The sequence below is a fragment of the Bacillus sp. GC_Bacil_1 genome, from assembly GCF_026540675.1.
GTDB lineage: Bacteria > Bacillota > Bacilli > Bacillales > Bacillaceae_G > Bacillus_A > Bacillus_A cereus.
Genome location: NZ_JALNUG010000002.1, coordinates 305,274 through 319,289, shown reverse-complemented (window position 1 = coordinate 319,289; position 14,016 = coordinate 305,274). Strand labels below are relative to the sequence as shown.

Here is a 14,016-nt window from a genome sequence, read left to right as displayed (position 1 = left end):
GCGAGGATAGAATATGACAATAGAATTATATGGCGCACATTGTAATGAGCGGAAAGGGTATAGAGTAATTGAAGGAAGAGGTTCATATAATCATTACTTTGGCGGTCAAGATTGTAATTTGCCAGTATGTAAGTTATGCGGTGAGAAGATCCATCAAATTCTCTGTTTTGATTTAAAAGATGGGAGACTTGCTGAACTTAAAAGTAATGAACTAAATATTTTACCATTCGTTTCATGCTTGAACTGCGCGATGGTGTGGGAACCGCAATATTTTCAGTTAAGTGATGGAGGTAAAACAGTTCAAATCATAAAGCAGCAAAATACAGAAGAATGGATAATGGAAGAGGAAGATAAGTTACCAGTTTCATTACCAAAAACAACGGTAAAGCTTATAAATATGAAAAATGAAGATATACCTACAGATGAAGATAGTTACTGGGAAGCTTTTGACTTGTTCGGTTCTGAATATGTATGTAGATTATTAGGGGCACCATTATATGCGGATCTTCCAGAGCATTTGGCGTGTCCAACTTGTTCTAAAGAGATGAAGTATGTTGCTACAATTACACAAGATATCGAGGAACGCGGACTTATTTCAGTAGTTGATTTCCAGTTTGGGGAAATGAATATATACTATTATTTATGTAAAGATTGTTCAATTATAAAAACGGAAACACAAAGTACATAACAAGACTAACATATTATATTAGTCTTGTTTTTGTATCGCAACATCATTAAGAATCGCATCAAATATATCTTTTTGCGTAAAGTTATCTGTAAAAATAGTTTCTCTGGAAACCTCAATTGTATCGTGCGGATTATACCATTTTTGGAGGGAATCTTCACCAAATTCATATCGTTTGTCCCTTGTGTTATGTCGTCTAATAGTTTCCTCTAATGATAAATCAAAATAATATGTAAATGCATTTTCATCAAAATAACGAATTAATTCTTTTAACATCTCACCATACCTACGACTGTCCAATATACCTTCTAAAATAATAAATTCACATTTTCCTTTTCCGTACTTTGTAATTTCAAATAGTAAATCATGTGATAAATTACCCATTGTGTCGTGTACTCTAAGCATATCTCTACGCACAACATCCTGTGATACTAAAAGTGTACCTTGTCCGAAATGTTCTTGTAGTTGCTTTGCAATCGTTGTTTTACCACTTGCGGAGTTTCCTCTAAGAATGATTAAAGTGGATGTAAGTATAGGTTTAGACATAATGTATTCCCCCAACGGTATTAATTATATAGAAAATTTTAACAAATAAAGTGAGGAAAGTGTATAATTAATATGATGGATATTTAAGGAGGGGATTAGATGGGGGATATATTAAAAAATGCACAACCTATATGGAAACGGACTTGGTTTCGTTATCTAGGGGCATTTTTTATTGTTCAGTTACTGTTTATTTTGTGTGAAATAACTGCGTGGGCACCAAACTTTAGGCCAGGCGGAGAGTTTTTTAATAGAATATTAAATTCTCAATTTTTCACTGAATGGTTCACACTCTATACAATCCCGCAATTTAACGTATTTACAGCATTTTTTGCGATTACATTACTACCATATGCATTAGTAGGTGCAATGAAAGATATAATATCAAGAAAAAATATAAAAGAATAATAGAGGTATAATATGCTATTTCAAAAAGAAGGGTTATTGATTAGATACGTAATGGAAGATGATGTATCTATTATTTCTAAATGGTTAACGGACCCAGAAGTCCTGCAGTATTACGAAGGACGAGATAATCCGCAATCTGTAGAAAAGGTGCTTGATCATTTTATACATAATCCAAACAATAATGAAAAAAGATGTTTAATAGAATTTGATACCGTTCCGATTGGTTACATACAAATGTACCCAGTTGATTCAGAGTGGAAAGCGATATATGGCTATAAAGAATCACAAAATGTATGGGGAATGGATCAATTTATCGGTGAACCAGCCTATTGGGGAAAAGGAATTGGACAAAAACTCGTTCAGGCAGCAATTACATACATTATGGGTGAAATGGGAGCAGAAGCAATCGCAATGGATCCGAAAGTAAATAATGAACGAGCGATAAAGTGTTATGAAAAATGCGGATTTAAAAAAGTAAAGATTTTAAAGGAACATGAGCTGCATGAGGGGAAACTAGAAGATTGTTGGATGATGGAATATAAACAATTATAATGAATATGAAATGGCTTATATAAACGAAGGTAGCTGTGGAAAATGAAAAAAGCATTAATCGTAATTGATGTACAAGCGGGTATGTATACAGCTGGAATGCCAGTACATAATGGGGAAAAATTTTTACAAACATTGCAAGAGCTTATTGGGGAATGTCGTTCAAATGATATTCCAGTTATTTATGTCCAACATAATGGTCCTAAAGATAATCCGTTAGAAAAAGGTACGGATGGATGGCGAATCCATCCGACCATCGCTCCGCAAGAAGGGGATGATATTGTTGAAAAGACGACGCCAGATTCATTCCATAAGACAAACTTAAGCGAAGTGTTACAAGAGAAAGGAATTGAACACGTTATTCTTTCGGGAATGCAAACAGAGTATTGTGTAGATACGACAACGCGCAGAGCATGTAGTGAAGGATATAAAGTAACGTTAGTTAGTGATGCGCATAGTACATTTGATGCAGAAGTGTTACGTGCTGAAGATATTGTGAAACATCATAACGCAGTATTGGGAGCGTTTGCGGATGTTGTTGCATTAAAAGACTTGAAAGTGGCTGCCTCTAAATAAGAGGCAGTTTTTTTATTAGAAAAATAGCGTCAAATATTGTTGGTAAGTCGATATTTTGAAATAATCGTTTATATAATTTCACGTACCATAATAAAAATATACAATAAAGGAGCACCACATAATTAAAAAGGGCGCTCCTGCATTAAAATGTTACTTCTTCTTGTCTTTATCCAATATATTTTGTTCTTCAGCAAACTCCGTACCATATGCAAAGCGGCGATTAATACGAATGTTATCATTGTTGTGCCTTGTATGAGAGTTAGAGAAGCGATGAACGATTACTTCAGATAAAGTGAAGACGATGGCAGAAAGGATACTCCCCCATGCAATTTGCATATAGTTGTCTAATAAAATATTACCGAAAATCCATACGCTTAAATATGTTAATAAGAAATCCGACATAATGGCACCAGTATTGCCAATTCGATTTAAAATAATTTTATCAACGAACATGTAGGATACGATTGTAACAAAGAGACTGAATGAAATAATTTGAACAAACGTTGCAGGGAAAAATAAAGCAAGCCCAATGCTAAATGCGATAATGCACGATATAAACTTGATAAGCACTACTGTGAAATCATTCAAAATTTACACCTCCGATTTATACATAGTTTTTCAATAAATTCTGTAGTTCATACATTGTAACGGATTTATTTACATAAAACTTTTTCATGTTTGGAATTTAGTCTAAATATTATAAAAATAATGAAAAAATGTTATAGTAAAATGAGAGTGTATGACATTTTTAGGTAAGGGGGAATCCAGGATGTGGATTACTTCAGAAGTAGAAATTCCAGATGAGTTAATTGATCACATTGAGCAAGGAAAATTAGTGTTATTTGTTGGAGCGGGAGTTTCTATGAAAGGGAAATCAAACTTACCGAATTTTGATGATTTAGTTGATGAAATTGCAAAAACGTTATATGTCGAAAAGCGTGAAATAACAGAACCACATGATTATTATCTTGGTAAAATTGCGAAAACAAAAGATGTACATCAAGTCGCAAGAGATCTTGTTCATATAGAGAAATCAAAACCGAATCCATTGCATTATGCAATTCCAAGGTTATTTCCTTTAGATACAGATATCCGCATTGTAACAACAAATTTTGATCAACATTTTACAACTGCAATTAAAGAAATAAATAGAGATATCAATGTTTATTACGCTCCAGCTTTACCGACTGGGAGAGCTTTTAAAGGTCTTGCTTATATACATGGTAATGTAGAACAGGAGAAAGAGGCTTTAATTTTAACAGACGGTGATTTTGGAAGGGCTTATTTAACAGAAGGTTGGGCGAGAAGATTTTTAGTCGATCTATTCTCAAATTACACCGTTTTATTCGTTGGATATAGTCATAATGACCCAGTAATGAAATATTTAGCAACTGGTTTACCACCAAGTACAAGACGATTTGCTTTTGTCGCACAAGGAGAAAATACGTACCACTGGGAACATTTAGGGATAAGACCGATTGTGTATCCGAATAAAGTGAATAATCATCAATCTCTCGTAAAAGCGGTAAAACGCTGGGCGGAATTAATGGGTGATAATTATATTACGAAAAGAATGCGTATTCGGGATATTGTAACGGTTCCCCCGTCAGTAGAACAGGAACAATTATCATACATAAAGCAATCAATTAAAAAAATTGAAACAGTTCGTTACTTTGTGGAATTTGCTCACGATTATGAATGGGTCGAATGGTTAGAAGCAGAAGGTAAATTACAAAATTTGTTTATGCTTACGCCAAACTATAATGAAGTAGATGAATTACTTGCAGAATGGTTAGTGGAACAATTTCTTTTTAGTCATCAGATAGAATTATTTCAATTAATTTATAAAAACTATTCTAAAATATCACCGTTATTATGGAGAACAATTTGTAACTACTTAAACGAAACGAAGAGTAAGATGGACCCATTGTTGTTTGCCAGGTGGACACTCCTTTTATTAGAAACTGCTGAAAAAGATAGTAGCTCTATAGAAAAGATTTCTAAGTTACTGCAAAAATGTTCTTTTCCTGAGCATAAGGAAATTGCGTTATTGTTACTAACTTTTATTTTAGACGGAAAGCTGAAGTTGAAACGTGTAAGAAAATGGGGAAATGATACGCAAGAAGCAATAGAACTCGAGGAATCGAGTCGCTTACCAGTATCAACATTTTCTCATGTGGAGCAAATTTGGAATGAAAAGATGAGGCCATATATCGCCTATTATGCTGTTCCAATTATGATGATTGGATTAGAAAAATTGAGAATGTTGTCGTTAAGACAAACGGCACTGAAAAAAAGAAATAAAGAAGATGTAGAAAAAGAATTTCATCAAAATGATCTTGCATTTTTAATACAAATTGTAAAAGAGTGTCTAACTTATTTATGTGAAAACAATGAGAAAAAAGCCGATTATTATATTACAGAAATGATAGAAGCAAATAGTGTACTTCAAAAGCGAATTGCAATTGATGCGATGAATAAAAATATTTTTGTTCGTGTAGATGACAAAATGAAATGGTTGTTACAGGAAGGACTTCTTTTAGATTTCACTTATAAACATGAAGTTTTCCAACTTTTAAAAAGTCATTATTCACATTGTTTAGAAAAAACAAAAGAAGAAGTCACTCGAACTGTAATAAAGCGTCTTACAGAAGAGAGGGTATTTGATGCATGTCTCGTATTAGACTTATTATTCAAGTGTGATTCAAATAGCCCATCTACGGCAAATGGGTATGAGTTAATGAAGCAAAAGCATCCTCATTTTCATTCTGAACGATACAGTGTACAAAAGAAAGAGGATGCAGCGCAAAGTATTACTTGTAATGTAACAGCTGACGGATTATTGCAGCTGAAAGATGTTGAAATTATGAAGCAAGTTCGGCAATTTTCGCAAGATGGTGTTTTTGAACAACGCCATTTTTTAGAGATGTTATCAAAAGCATGTAAATTGAATACAGAGTGGAGTATTTCATTCGCATATCAATTAGTAGGAGTGCAAGAAATAAGTAATGAAGTATGGTTTGTTTGTATTAGAGAATGGAGAAATAACAGAGGATTGACAAATGATCAAATCCAAAAAATTATTCCGTTATTGCAGAAATTTGTTAGAAATACTGCTTTTCATTGGTTAATTAGTAGTTTTCTATATGAAATTAGTAATCGACTAGAAGAGTTAGAAGAGAATAGTATACGTGTTGTAAAACGCTTTGCTTTTTCAGTGTTTCCTCAAGTTATGAAGAGTGATACGGATTTTAAGCTTGGAAAACAAGATTTTTACAATGAATCAATTCAGCATCCTGTTGGAAAAATGACGGCTGTATTATTAAAGTTGTTATCATATGATCATTTATACGATCGTAATGTATATGAATATTTATTTTTATTTGAAGAACAAGTAAGAGTTAATTCAGTACGAACAAACTTTATGTTTGCTCGTTTAATAGCAGATATTACATTTCTATATCATATTGAAAAGCAATGGTGCCGAAAATATTTGTTACCATACTTAGATTTAAAAAAACAAAATGAAATTACGGAATATGCATGGGCTGGTTTATGTTACACGCAAATAAATTTACCTTTATTTACAGAAATGAAGCGTTTTATTAAGTATGCGATAGAACATTTGGAAGTATTACATCCGCATACGAGGGAAGCTTTCTTGAAGTGGCTTAGCTTTGTATTTATTAAATGTGTACTATATTGGGAGCAAAAAACAGATTGGTTATACCCTTTACTCATACTAGAAAATGAAGAAAATAAAATTAAATTTATGCAGTTTTTATGCTATTACGTCAAAACATTAAGTGTAAAAGAACAACAAAAATTTTGGACAGCTTGGCTCAGTGTATTTTTGCGAGAACGACCAAAAATGGGTGAGATAACAGCGAGAGAATATGTAATGCTTTTACGTATTATTTTATACATGGATGAAATATTAGAAAAAGGATTATATATTATGTCTCGTGCATTTTCAAGTGTAAATGGTAAATGTACAGGTGAGGAAATGAAGCAGTTATTGATTGAAATGCTTCATAAAAAAGAAAGTATGAAAGCGCATAAAGAAATGTTTGCAAATGTGTTTTTTATTTTACTACAAACATGTCAAGAAGCCGTTTTATTTGAAAAAGAAATCATACAAATAAAAGAATTATTAGTTCAGTATGAAGTAGAGGAATGTGTTTTACATTTACTAGAAAACGAAATAATTCGCATAGGAATTGTAATGGGTGATTTACAAGAAGAACTATAGGACGAAAGTGGAAAATTAAAAAATATATAAAAAGTTGTTGACAGTGTTTTGAAAAGCGTTCTATAATACGAATCATACTTATTCAATTTCAAAAACATTTGAATAAACAAAGTGCAATGAAGAGATCACAGTAGTGGTTAGTCTTACTGTAACAGAGAGCTGGTGGTTGGTGTGAACCAGTACAGGGATAATCATGAATTACAGTCTTGGAGCATCTTTTTCGTAATAAAGATAGTTTGTCTTTATGAGGAAAAAGCGGTCAATTGATCGTTAACAGTGAAGAGAGGTAGACGGAAAGTTAGTCTACAACTAGGGTGGTACCGCGATAAATATCGTCCCTACTGATTTATTCAGTAGGGACTTTTTGTATTTTAGTGGTCCAATTTGAAAATAAAATAGTCATGCATTGAAAGGAAAAGCAGTAGTTGTTGTTTCCCTGTAACAGAGAGCTGGTGGTTGGTGCGAACCAGTACAAAAACAAGAGCGAATTACAGTCCTGGAGCATCTTTTTCGTAGTAAAGATAGTATTGTCTTTATGAAGGGAAAGACGGTCAGATGATCGTTAACAATGAAGAGAGGTAGACGAAAGAAGTCTACAACTAGGGTGGTACCGCGATAAATATCGTCCCTACTGATTGAATCAGTAGGGCTTTTTTGTACAAAAAAGTGGGTTTTTAACTAGTAGTTCATGTCTTTGTACAAATTATTAGTTTAAAATAAGAAGAGGTATCGATTCCACTATAAATTTGTATAATTAGTCAGTTCAGAAAATAGAGAATTTTTTATTCTCTTACTATACTTTTAAAACATTAGAGGAGGATTTCCAAATGGCAAATCATGAATTAGATCAATTACGTAAACAGGTAGATGAAATTAACTTACAACTATTACACCTTTTAAACAAACGTGGTGAAATTGTTCAAAAAATTGGAGAGCAAAAGCAAGTACAAGGCACGAAACGCTTTGATCCAGTACGTGAGCGTGAAGTACTTGATATGATTGCAGAGCATAACGAAGGACCATTCGAAACATCAACAGTTCAACATATTTTCAAAACGATTTTCAAAGCAAGCTTAGAGTTACAAGAAGATGATAACCGTAAAGCGTTACTAGTATCACGTAAAAAGAAACAAGAAAATACAATCGTTGATGTAAAAGGTGAATTGATTGGAAACGGAACACAAACGTTCATCATGGGACCTTGTGCAGTAGAAAGCTTAGAGCAAGTTCGTCAAGTAGGGCAAGCGATGAAAGACCAAGGCTTAAAATTAATGCGCGGTGGTGCATTCAAACCGAGAACATCTCCATACGATTTCCAAGGTTTAGGAGTAGAAGGACTTCAAATTTTACGTCAAGTAGCAGACGAGTTCGACTTAGCAATTATTAGTGAAATTTTAAATCCGAACGATGTTGAAATGGCATTAGACTACGTTGATGTAATTCAAGTTGGCGCACGTAACATGCAAAACTTCGATTTATTACGAGCTGTAGGTAAAGTTAACAAACCAGTATTATTAAAACGTGGATTAGCAGCAACAATTGATGAGTTCATTAACGCAGCGGAATACATCATTGCGCAAGGTAACGATCAAATTATTCTTTGTGAGCGCGGTATCCGCACATACGAAAGAGCAACACGTAACACATTAGACATTTCTGCAGTACCAATTTTAAAGAAAGAAACACATTTACCAGTTATCGTTGATGTAACACATTCAACTGGACGCAGAGATTTATTATTACCAACAGCGAAAGCGGCACTTGCAATTGGCGCAGATGCAGTAATGGCTGAAGTTCATCCAGATCCAGCAGTTGCATTGTCAGATTCTGCACAACAAATGGACATTCCAGAATTCCATAGATTCATGGATGAGTTAAAAGGTTTCAAAAATAAATTATCTTAATTCCATATCATATATGCGTTGAAGAGGAAACAGTAGTGCTTATCTCACTGTTAAAGAGAGCTGATGGCTGGTGTGAATCAGTACAAAGGTAAGCATGAATTACAGCCTTGGAGCATCTTTCTCGACAACTTATGGAGGGGAAGACGGTCAAACGATCGTTAAAGAAGAAGAGAGGTAGACGACAGTTGTCTACAACTAGGGTGGTACCGCGATAAACATCGTCCCTACTGAGCGCTCAGTAGGGACTTTTTTGTACAAAAAAATAGTAAAGGGGCAAGAGAAATGAGATACATTACAGCTGGAGAATCACATGGACCGCAGTTAACAGTTATTTTAGAAGGTGTACCAGCAGGTTTGACACTTACGGCGGAACATATTAATAAAGAATTATTAAGAAGACAAAAAGGTCATGGACGCGGAAGACGCATGCAAATTGAAACAGATACAGTTGAAATTGTAAGTGGTGTTCGTCACGGGATGACACTTGGATCACCGATTACGTTAATCGTAAAAAATGATGATTTCAAACATTGGACGAAAGTAATGGGTGCTGAGCCAATTTCTGAAAAAGAAAGTAAAGACATGAAACGTACAATTACAAAACCACGTCCAGGACATGCGGATTTAAATGGAGCAATTAAATATGGTCATCGTGATATAAGAAACGTATTAGAGCGCTCATCTGCAAGAGAAACGACAGTTCGTGTAGCTGCTGGTGCAGTTGCAAAACAAATTTTAAGCGAATTAGGCGTAAAAATTGCAGGACATGTTCTTGAAATTGGTGGAGTAAAAGCAAAACATATTTCAAACTTACCGATTGAAGAAATTCAAACGATAACTGAAAACTCACCAGTTCGATGTTTAGATAAAGAAGTAGAGCAAGAAATGATGGATGCGATTGACAACGCAAAAAGTAGCGGAGATTCAATCGGTGGTATTGTGGAAGTTATTGCAGAAGGTATGCCAATTGGCGTTGGTAGTTACGTTCATTACGATCGTAAATTAGATGCAAAACTTGCTGGTGCAATTATGAGTATAAATGCATTTAAAGGTGCTGAAATTGGCGTAGGTTTTGAAGCGGCAAGACAACCAGGAAGTAAAGTGCATGATGAAATTCTGTGGGATGAAAAAAAAGGATACACGAGAAAAACGAATAATGCCGGCGGTTTAGAAGGCGGTATGACAACAGGTATGCCAATTGTCGTAAGAGGCGTTATGAAGCCAATTCCTACATTATACAAACCGTTAGCAAGCGTTGATATTGATACGAAGGAAGCATTCCAAGCGAGTATTGAAAGATCTGATAGTTGCGCAGTACCAGCAGCGGGTGTAGTAGCTGAATCTGTTGTAGCATGGGAACTTGCAGATGCACTAGTCGAACAATTCGGAAAAGATCGTATGGAATTATTAAAACAAAACATTATGCAACACAATAACTACGCAAAAGAATTTTAATAAAAAGGTGGGTTTAACGTGCAAGTAAAAGATCAACTATCATCATTACAACCATATAAACCAGGTAAATCACCAGAACAAATGAAAGAAGTGTACGGAGATCATTCGTTTGTGAAATTAGCATCGAATGAAAATCCATTCGGTTGTTCACCGAGAGTTTTAGAAGAGTTGCAAAAATCTTGGTTGGAACATGCTTTATATCCTGACGGAGGTGCTACGACGCTCCGTCAAGCAATCGCGGATAAGTTGCATGTGCAAATGGAACAAGTACTTTGTGGTAGTGGTTTAGATGAAATCATTCAAATAATAAGTCGCGCCGTATTACGAGCGGGAGATAACATTGTAACAGCAGGTGCAACATTCCCGCAATACCGTCATCATGCGATTATTGAAGGCTGTGAAGTGAAAGAAATTCCTTTAAATAACGGTGTATACGATTTAGACGAAATTTTGTCAGCGGTAAATAATAATACGAAAATCGTATGGATTTGTAATCCGAACAACCCGACGGGCACATATGTGAATGAGCAAAAATTAACTCAATTTATTGAAGGCATTAGTGAAAATACGTTAATTGTCATTGATGAAGCGTACTATGAATACGTAACAGCAAAAGATTTCCCTGAGACATTACCGCTTTTAGAAAAACATAAAAACATTCTTGTACTTAGAACGTTTTCTAAAGCATACGGATTAGCTTCTTTCCGCGTTGGATATGCGATCGGACAGGAAGAGCTAATTGAGAAATTAAATGTCGTACGTTTACCATTTAACGTATCTTCATTAGCGCAAAAAGCAGCGACGATTGCTTTTGGTGATAACGAGTTTATTGAAGAAATAGTTCACGTGAATACAGAAGGATTACAGCAATACGAGAGTTTCTGTAAGGAAAACGAAATACCATTTTATTCGTCACAAACTAATTTCATCTTCTTACCGGTAGAGAATGCTGGAGAGATTTATGAAGCTTGTGCACATGCAGGGTTTATTATTCGTCCATTCCCAAATGGTGTCCGTATTACAGTTGGAACAAGGGAGCAAAATGAAGGAGTGATTTCAGTGTTAAAACAACACTTTGAAAACAAAAAAAGAAAGTCTCGAGATGAGGCAAATGCGTAAAAAGGTAGTTTTAATTGGAACTGGTTTAATCGGAGGCTCTCTCGCATTAGCGATTAAGAAAGAGCACGATGTAACGATAACAGGTTACGATATATTTAAAGAGCAAGTAGAGCGTGCAAAAGAATTACATGTAGTAGATGAAGTAGCAGTTGATTTACAGCATGCATGTGAAGAGGCACATTTAATTATTTTTGCTTCTCCAGTTGAAGAAACGAAGAAGCTATTACACAAACTTGCGTCATTCCGTTTACGAGAAGATGTTATAGTGACTGATGTTGGTAGTACAAAAGGGTCTATTATGAACGAAGCGGAAGCTTTATTTTCAAAGGAAGTTTCTTTCATTGGGGGACATCCGATGGCGGGTTCTCATAAAACGGGAGTTGAAAGCGCAAAGGCGCATTTATTTGAAAATGCATTTTACATTTTAACACCGATGAATCATATACCAAATGAACAAGTGGAAGACCTTAAAGTATGGTTAAAAGGAACAGGATCTCATTTTCTTGTTTTAAATACAGAAGAACATGATTATGTAACAGGGATTGTTAGTCATTTCCCGCATCTTATCGCAGCAGGTTTAGTAAAGCAAGTTGAGAAACATGCAGGAGATAATCCACTCATTCATCAACTCGCTGCTGGAGGTTTCAAAGACATTACACGTATCGCATCTAGTAGTCCGAAAATGTGGAGTGATATTGTAAAGCAAAATCGAGAGCATTTAATGGTATTATTAAAAGAGTGGATCTCTGAAATGGAAGGTTTATATAAGACAGTTTCTACCGGAGATGCAGGCGAGATTCAAAACTATTTTGCAGATGCGAAAGAATACCGTGATTCTTTACCAGTAAGAAAGAGTGGTGCAATTCCTGCCTATCACGACTTATACGTTGATGTATTAGATAAGGTGGGGGCATTGGCTCATATTACGAGTATTTTAGCGCGCGAGGAAATTAGTATTACGAACTTGCAAATATTAGAAGCGCGTGAAGGACTGCTTGGGGTATTACGTATTAGTTTCCAAAGGGAAGAAGATCGTATGAAAGCAAAGCTAGCGCTTGGAGAAGAAGAATACCAAACTTATGAAACAATTTAAATGAGAAGGTGAAAAACGTGAAAGAAAGAACAATACAACCTGTTAATAACGGATTGAATGGCAATATTACAATCCCAGGTGATAAATCCATTTCACACCGTGCTGTTATGTTCGGTTCGATTGCAGAAGGGAAAACAACAATTAAAGGTTTCTTGCCCGGTGCAGACTGTTTAAGTACGATTTCATGTTTTAAAGAAATGGGAGTAGAAATTACGCAAAACGGTGATGAAGTTACTGTATTTGGTAAAGGATTAGAAGGTTTACAGGAACCGAAAGCTGTATTAGATGTTGGTAATTCTGGTACAACAATTCGATTAATGTCAGGTATATTAGCTAACACACCATTTTTCTCTTGCGTACAAGGTGATGAGTCAATCGCAAAAAGACCGATGAAACGTGTAACAAACCCATTAAAACAAATGGGTGCAAACATTGACGGCAGAGAAGAAGGAACATTTACACCGCTAACAATACGTGGCGGAGATTTAAAAGCAATTGAATATATTTCTCCTGTTGCAAGTGCACAAGTAAAGTCAGCTATTTTACTTGCAGGTCTTCGTGCAGAAGGTGTAACAGCTGTTACAGAACCACATATTTCACGCGACCATACGGAAAGAATGCTTGAAGCATTTGGTGTTAAAGTAACTCGCGAAGGGAAAACAGTGAAGTTATCAGGTGGACAAAAATTAACAGCAGCAGACATTCAAGTGCCAGGTGACGTATCATCAGCAGCATTTTTCTTAGTAGCAGGTGCAATCATCCCAAATAGTAAACTAGTATTACAAAATGTAGGAATGAATCCAACTCGTACAGGTATTATTGATGTTTTAGAGAAAATGGGTGCTACGTTCACTGTAAATCTAATTAACGAAGGGGCATCAGAACCAGCTGCAAATATTACAATTGAAACATCTTCATTAAAAGGAATTGAAATTGGCGGAGATATTATCCCTAAATTAATCGATGAGATTCCTGTAATCGCATTAGCGGCAACGCAAGCGGAAGGAATTACAGTAATTAAAGATGCACACGAATTAAAAGTAAAAGAAACAAATCGTATTGATACAGTCGTTGCTGAGTTAACGAAACTAGGAGCTCGCATAGAAGCAACTGATGACGGCATGATCATTTACGGAAAATCAGCTCTAAAAGGCAATACAGTAAATAGTTATGGTGATCATCGCATCGGAATGATGCTTGCGATTGCTGGCTGCCTGGCAGAAGGAAAAACAATTATTGAAGATGCAGAAGCAGTAGGTGTATCATATCCTACATTCTTTGATGAACTTCAAAAGTTAGCTAAATAATAAGGATGGAAAGCAGATACGTGATGTATCTGCTTTTTTTGTTAAAACGTCTTTCTAATTTCACTTACCGAACTACAATAGAAAGAATTGTGATACAATTCAAACAGGGAATGGAGGAGAATTAT

12 protein-coding genes and 3 other annotated features are annotated in these 14,016 nt (G+C 35.2%); of the genes, 10 read left to right on the top strand and 2 right to left on the bottom strand.

The window, feature by feature from the left end; translation table 11 throughout:
• Nucleotides 1–13 precede the first annotated feature (13 nt).
• On the top strand, nucleotides 14–688 hold the full coding sequence (locus tag OXT04_RS04740) for a hypothetical protein (protein ID WP_267413484.1): 675 nt from the start codon (nucleotides 14–16) through the stop codon (nucleotides 686–688).
• A gap of 18 nt (nucleotides 689–706) precedes the next feature.
• On the opposite strand, the gene OXT04_RS04735 is transcribed toward OXT04_RS04740, so the two are convergent.
• Nucleotides 707–1,231, bottom strand: coding sequence for a kinase (locus tag OXT04_RS04735; protein ID WP_000042586.1), 525 nt, complete (start codon nucleotides 1,229–1,231; stop codon nucleotides 707–709).
• A gap of 99 nt (nucleotides 1,232–1,330) precedes the next feature.
• Between OXT04_RS04735 and OXT04_RS04730 the strand changes: the two genes are divergently transcribed.
• The 3 genes from OXT04_RS04730 to OXT04_RS04720 are packed head-to-tail and all read left to right on the top strand — an operon-like array spanning nucleotide 1,331 to nucleotide 2,761.
• Nucleotides 1,331–1,636 (top strand): YfzA family protein, encoded by a 306-nt coding sequence (locus OXT04_RS04730; protein ID WP_000502337.1) that lies wholly within the window; start codon nucleotides 1,331–1,333, stop codon nucleotides 1,634–1,636.
• A 12-nt stretch (nucleotides 1,637–1,648) separates the two neighbouring features.
• A complete protein-coding gene (locus OXT04_RS04725) occupies nucleotides 1,649–2,188 on the top strand; it encodes a GNAT family N-acetyltransferase (RefSeq protein ID WP_000898782.1) in 540 nt (179 codons plus the stop codon).
• A gap of 42 nt (nucleotides 2,189–2,230) precedes the next feature.
• Nucleotides 2,231–2,761 carry a cysteine hydrolase family protein gene (locus OXT04_RS04720; protein ID WP_000709530.1) on the top strand — a complete coding sequence of 177 codons (531 nt, stop codon included), beginning with the start codon at nucleotides 2,231–2,233 and terminating at the stop codon, nucleotides 2,759–2,761.
• Between the two features lie 150 nt (nucleotides 2,762–2,911).
• On the opposite strand, the gene OXT04_RS04715 is transcribed toward OXT04_RS04720, so the two are convergent.
• Nucleotides 2,912–3,349, bottom strand: a complete 438-nt coding sequence (locus OXT04_RS04715) for a YndM family protein (protein ID WP_000997702.1) — start codon at nucleotides 3,347–3,349, stop codon at nucleotides 2,912–2,914.
• 181 nt (nucleotides 3,350–3,530) lie between these two features.
• On the opposite strand from OXT04_RS04715, the gene OXT04_RS04710 reads away from it, so the two are divergent.
• The 6 genes from OXT04_RS04710 to aroA all read left to right on the top strand — a co-directional run bounded on the left by OXT04_RS04710 (nucleotide 3,531) and on the right by aroA (nucleotide 13,891).
• Nucleotides 3,531–7,013: a DUF4020 domain-containing protein gene (locus OXT04_RS04710; RefSeq protein WP_157812368.1), complete on the top strand. Its 3,483-nt coding sequence runs from the start codon at nucleotides 3,531–3,533 to the stop codon at nucleotides 7,011–7,013.
• A gap of 107 nt (nucleotides 7,014–7,120) precedes the next feature.
• Nucleotides 7,121–7,356 (top strand) — a binding site (T-box leader).
• A gap of 54 nt (nucleotides 7,357–7,410) precedes the next feature.
• Nucleotides 7,411–7,646: a binding site (T-box leader), on the top strand.
• Between the two features lie 194 nt (nucleotides 7,647–7,840).
• Nucleotides 7,841–8,917 (top strand): bifunctional 3-deoxy-7-phosphoheptulonate synthase/chorismate mutase, encoded by a 1,077-nt coding sequence (locus OXT04_RS04705; RefSeq protein WP_001273575.1) that lies wholly within the window; start codon nucleotides 7,841–7,843, stop codon nucleotides 8,915–8,917.
• 9 nt (nucleotides 8,918–8,926) lie between these two features.
• Nucleotides 8,927–9,146 (top strand) — a binding site (T-box leader).
• 53 nt (nucleotides 9,147–9,199) lie between these two features.
• Nucleotides 9,200–10,372 carry a chorismate synthase gene (aroC, locus tag OXT04_RS04700; protein ID WP_182812935.1) on the top strand — a complete coding sequence of 391 codons (1,173 nt, stop codon included), beginning with the start codon at nucleotides 9,200–9,202 and terminating at the stop codon, nucleotides 10,370–10,372.
• 18 nt (nucleotides 10,373–10,390) lie between these two features.
• Nucleotides 10,391–11,491: a histidinol-phosphate transaminase gene (gene hisC / locus OXT04_RS04695; protein ID WP_267413465.1), complete on the top strand. Its 1,101-nt coding sequence runs from the start codon at nucleotides 10,391–10,393 to the stop codon at nucleotides 11,489–11,491.
• Nucleotides 11,484–12,584, top strand: coding sequence for a prephenate dehydrogenase (gene tyrA, locus OXT04_RS04690; RefSeq protein WP_001228133.1), 1,101 nt, complete (start codon nucleotides 11,484–11,486; stop codon nucleotides 12,582–12,584). The genes hisC and tyrA overlap by 8 nt, the downstream gene beginning before the upstream one ends.
• Before the next feature lie 17 nt (nucleotides 12,585–12,601).
• Nucleotides 12,602–13,891 carry a 3-phosphoshikimate 1-carboxyvinyltransferase gene (gene aroA, locus OXT04_RS04685; RefSeq protein WP_267413463.1) on the top strand — a complete coding sequence of 430 codons (1,290 nt, stop codon included), beginning with the start codon at nucleotides 12,602–12,604 and terminating at the stop codon, nucleotides 13,889–13,891.
• Nucleotides 13,892–14,016: the final 125 nt, after the last annotated feature.

Excerpts from the sequence above, each read along its gene's own strand:
- OXT04_RS04735 (WP_000042586.1), bottom strand. The coding sequence starts at position 1,231 with ATGTCTAAACCTATACTTACATCCACTTTAATCATTCTTAGAGGAAAC.
- OXT04_RS04720 (WP_000709530.1), top strand. The coding sequence starts at position 2,231 with ATGAAAAAAGCATTAATCGTAATTGATGTACAAGCGGGTATGTATACA.
- OXT04_RS04705 (WP_001273575.1), top strand. The coding sequence starts at position 7,841 with ATGGCAAATCATGAATTAGATCAATTACGTAAACAGGTAGATGAAATT.
- aroC (WP_182812935.1), top strand. The coding sequence starts at position 9,200 with ATGAGATACATTACAGCTGGAGAATCACATGGACCGCAGTTAACAGTT.
- OXT04_RS04725 (WP_000898782.1), top strand. The coding sequence starts at position 1,649 with ATGCTATTTCAAAAAGAAGGGTTATTGATTAGATACGTAATGGAAGAT.
- tyrA (WP_001228133.1), top strand. The coding sequence starts at position 11,484 with ATGCGTAAAAAGGTAGTTTTAATTGGAACTGGTTTAATCGGAGGCTCT.
- OXT04_RS04710 (WP_157812368.1), top strand. The coding sequence starts at position 3,531 with ATGTGGATTACTTCAGAAGTAGAAATTCCAGATGAGTTAATTGATCAC.
- OXT04_RS04730 (WP_000502337.1), top strand. The coding sequence starts at position 1,331 with ATGGGGGATATATTAAAAAATGCACAACCTATATGGAAACGGACTTGG.
- OXT04_RS04740 (WP_267413484.1), top strand. The coding sequence starts at position 14 with ATGACAATAGAATTATATGGCGCACATTGTAATGAGCGGAAAGGGTAT.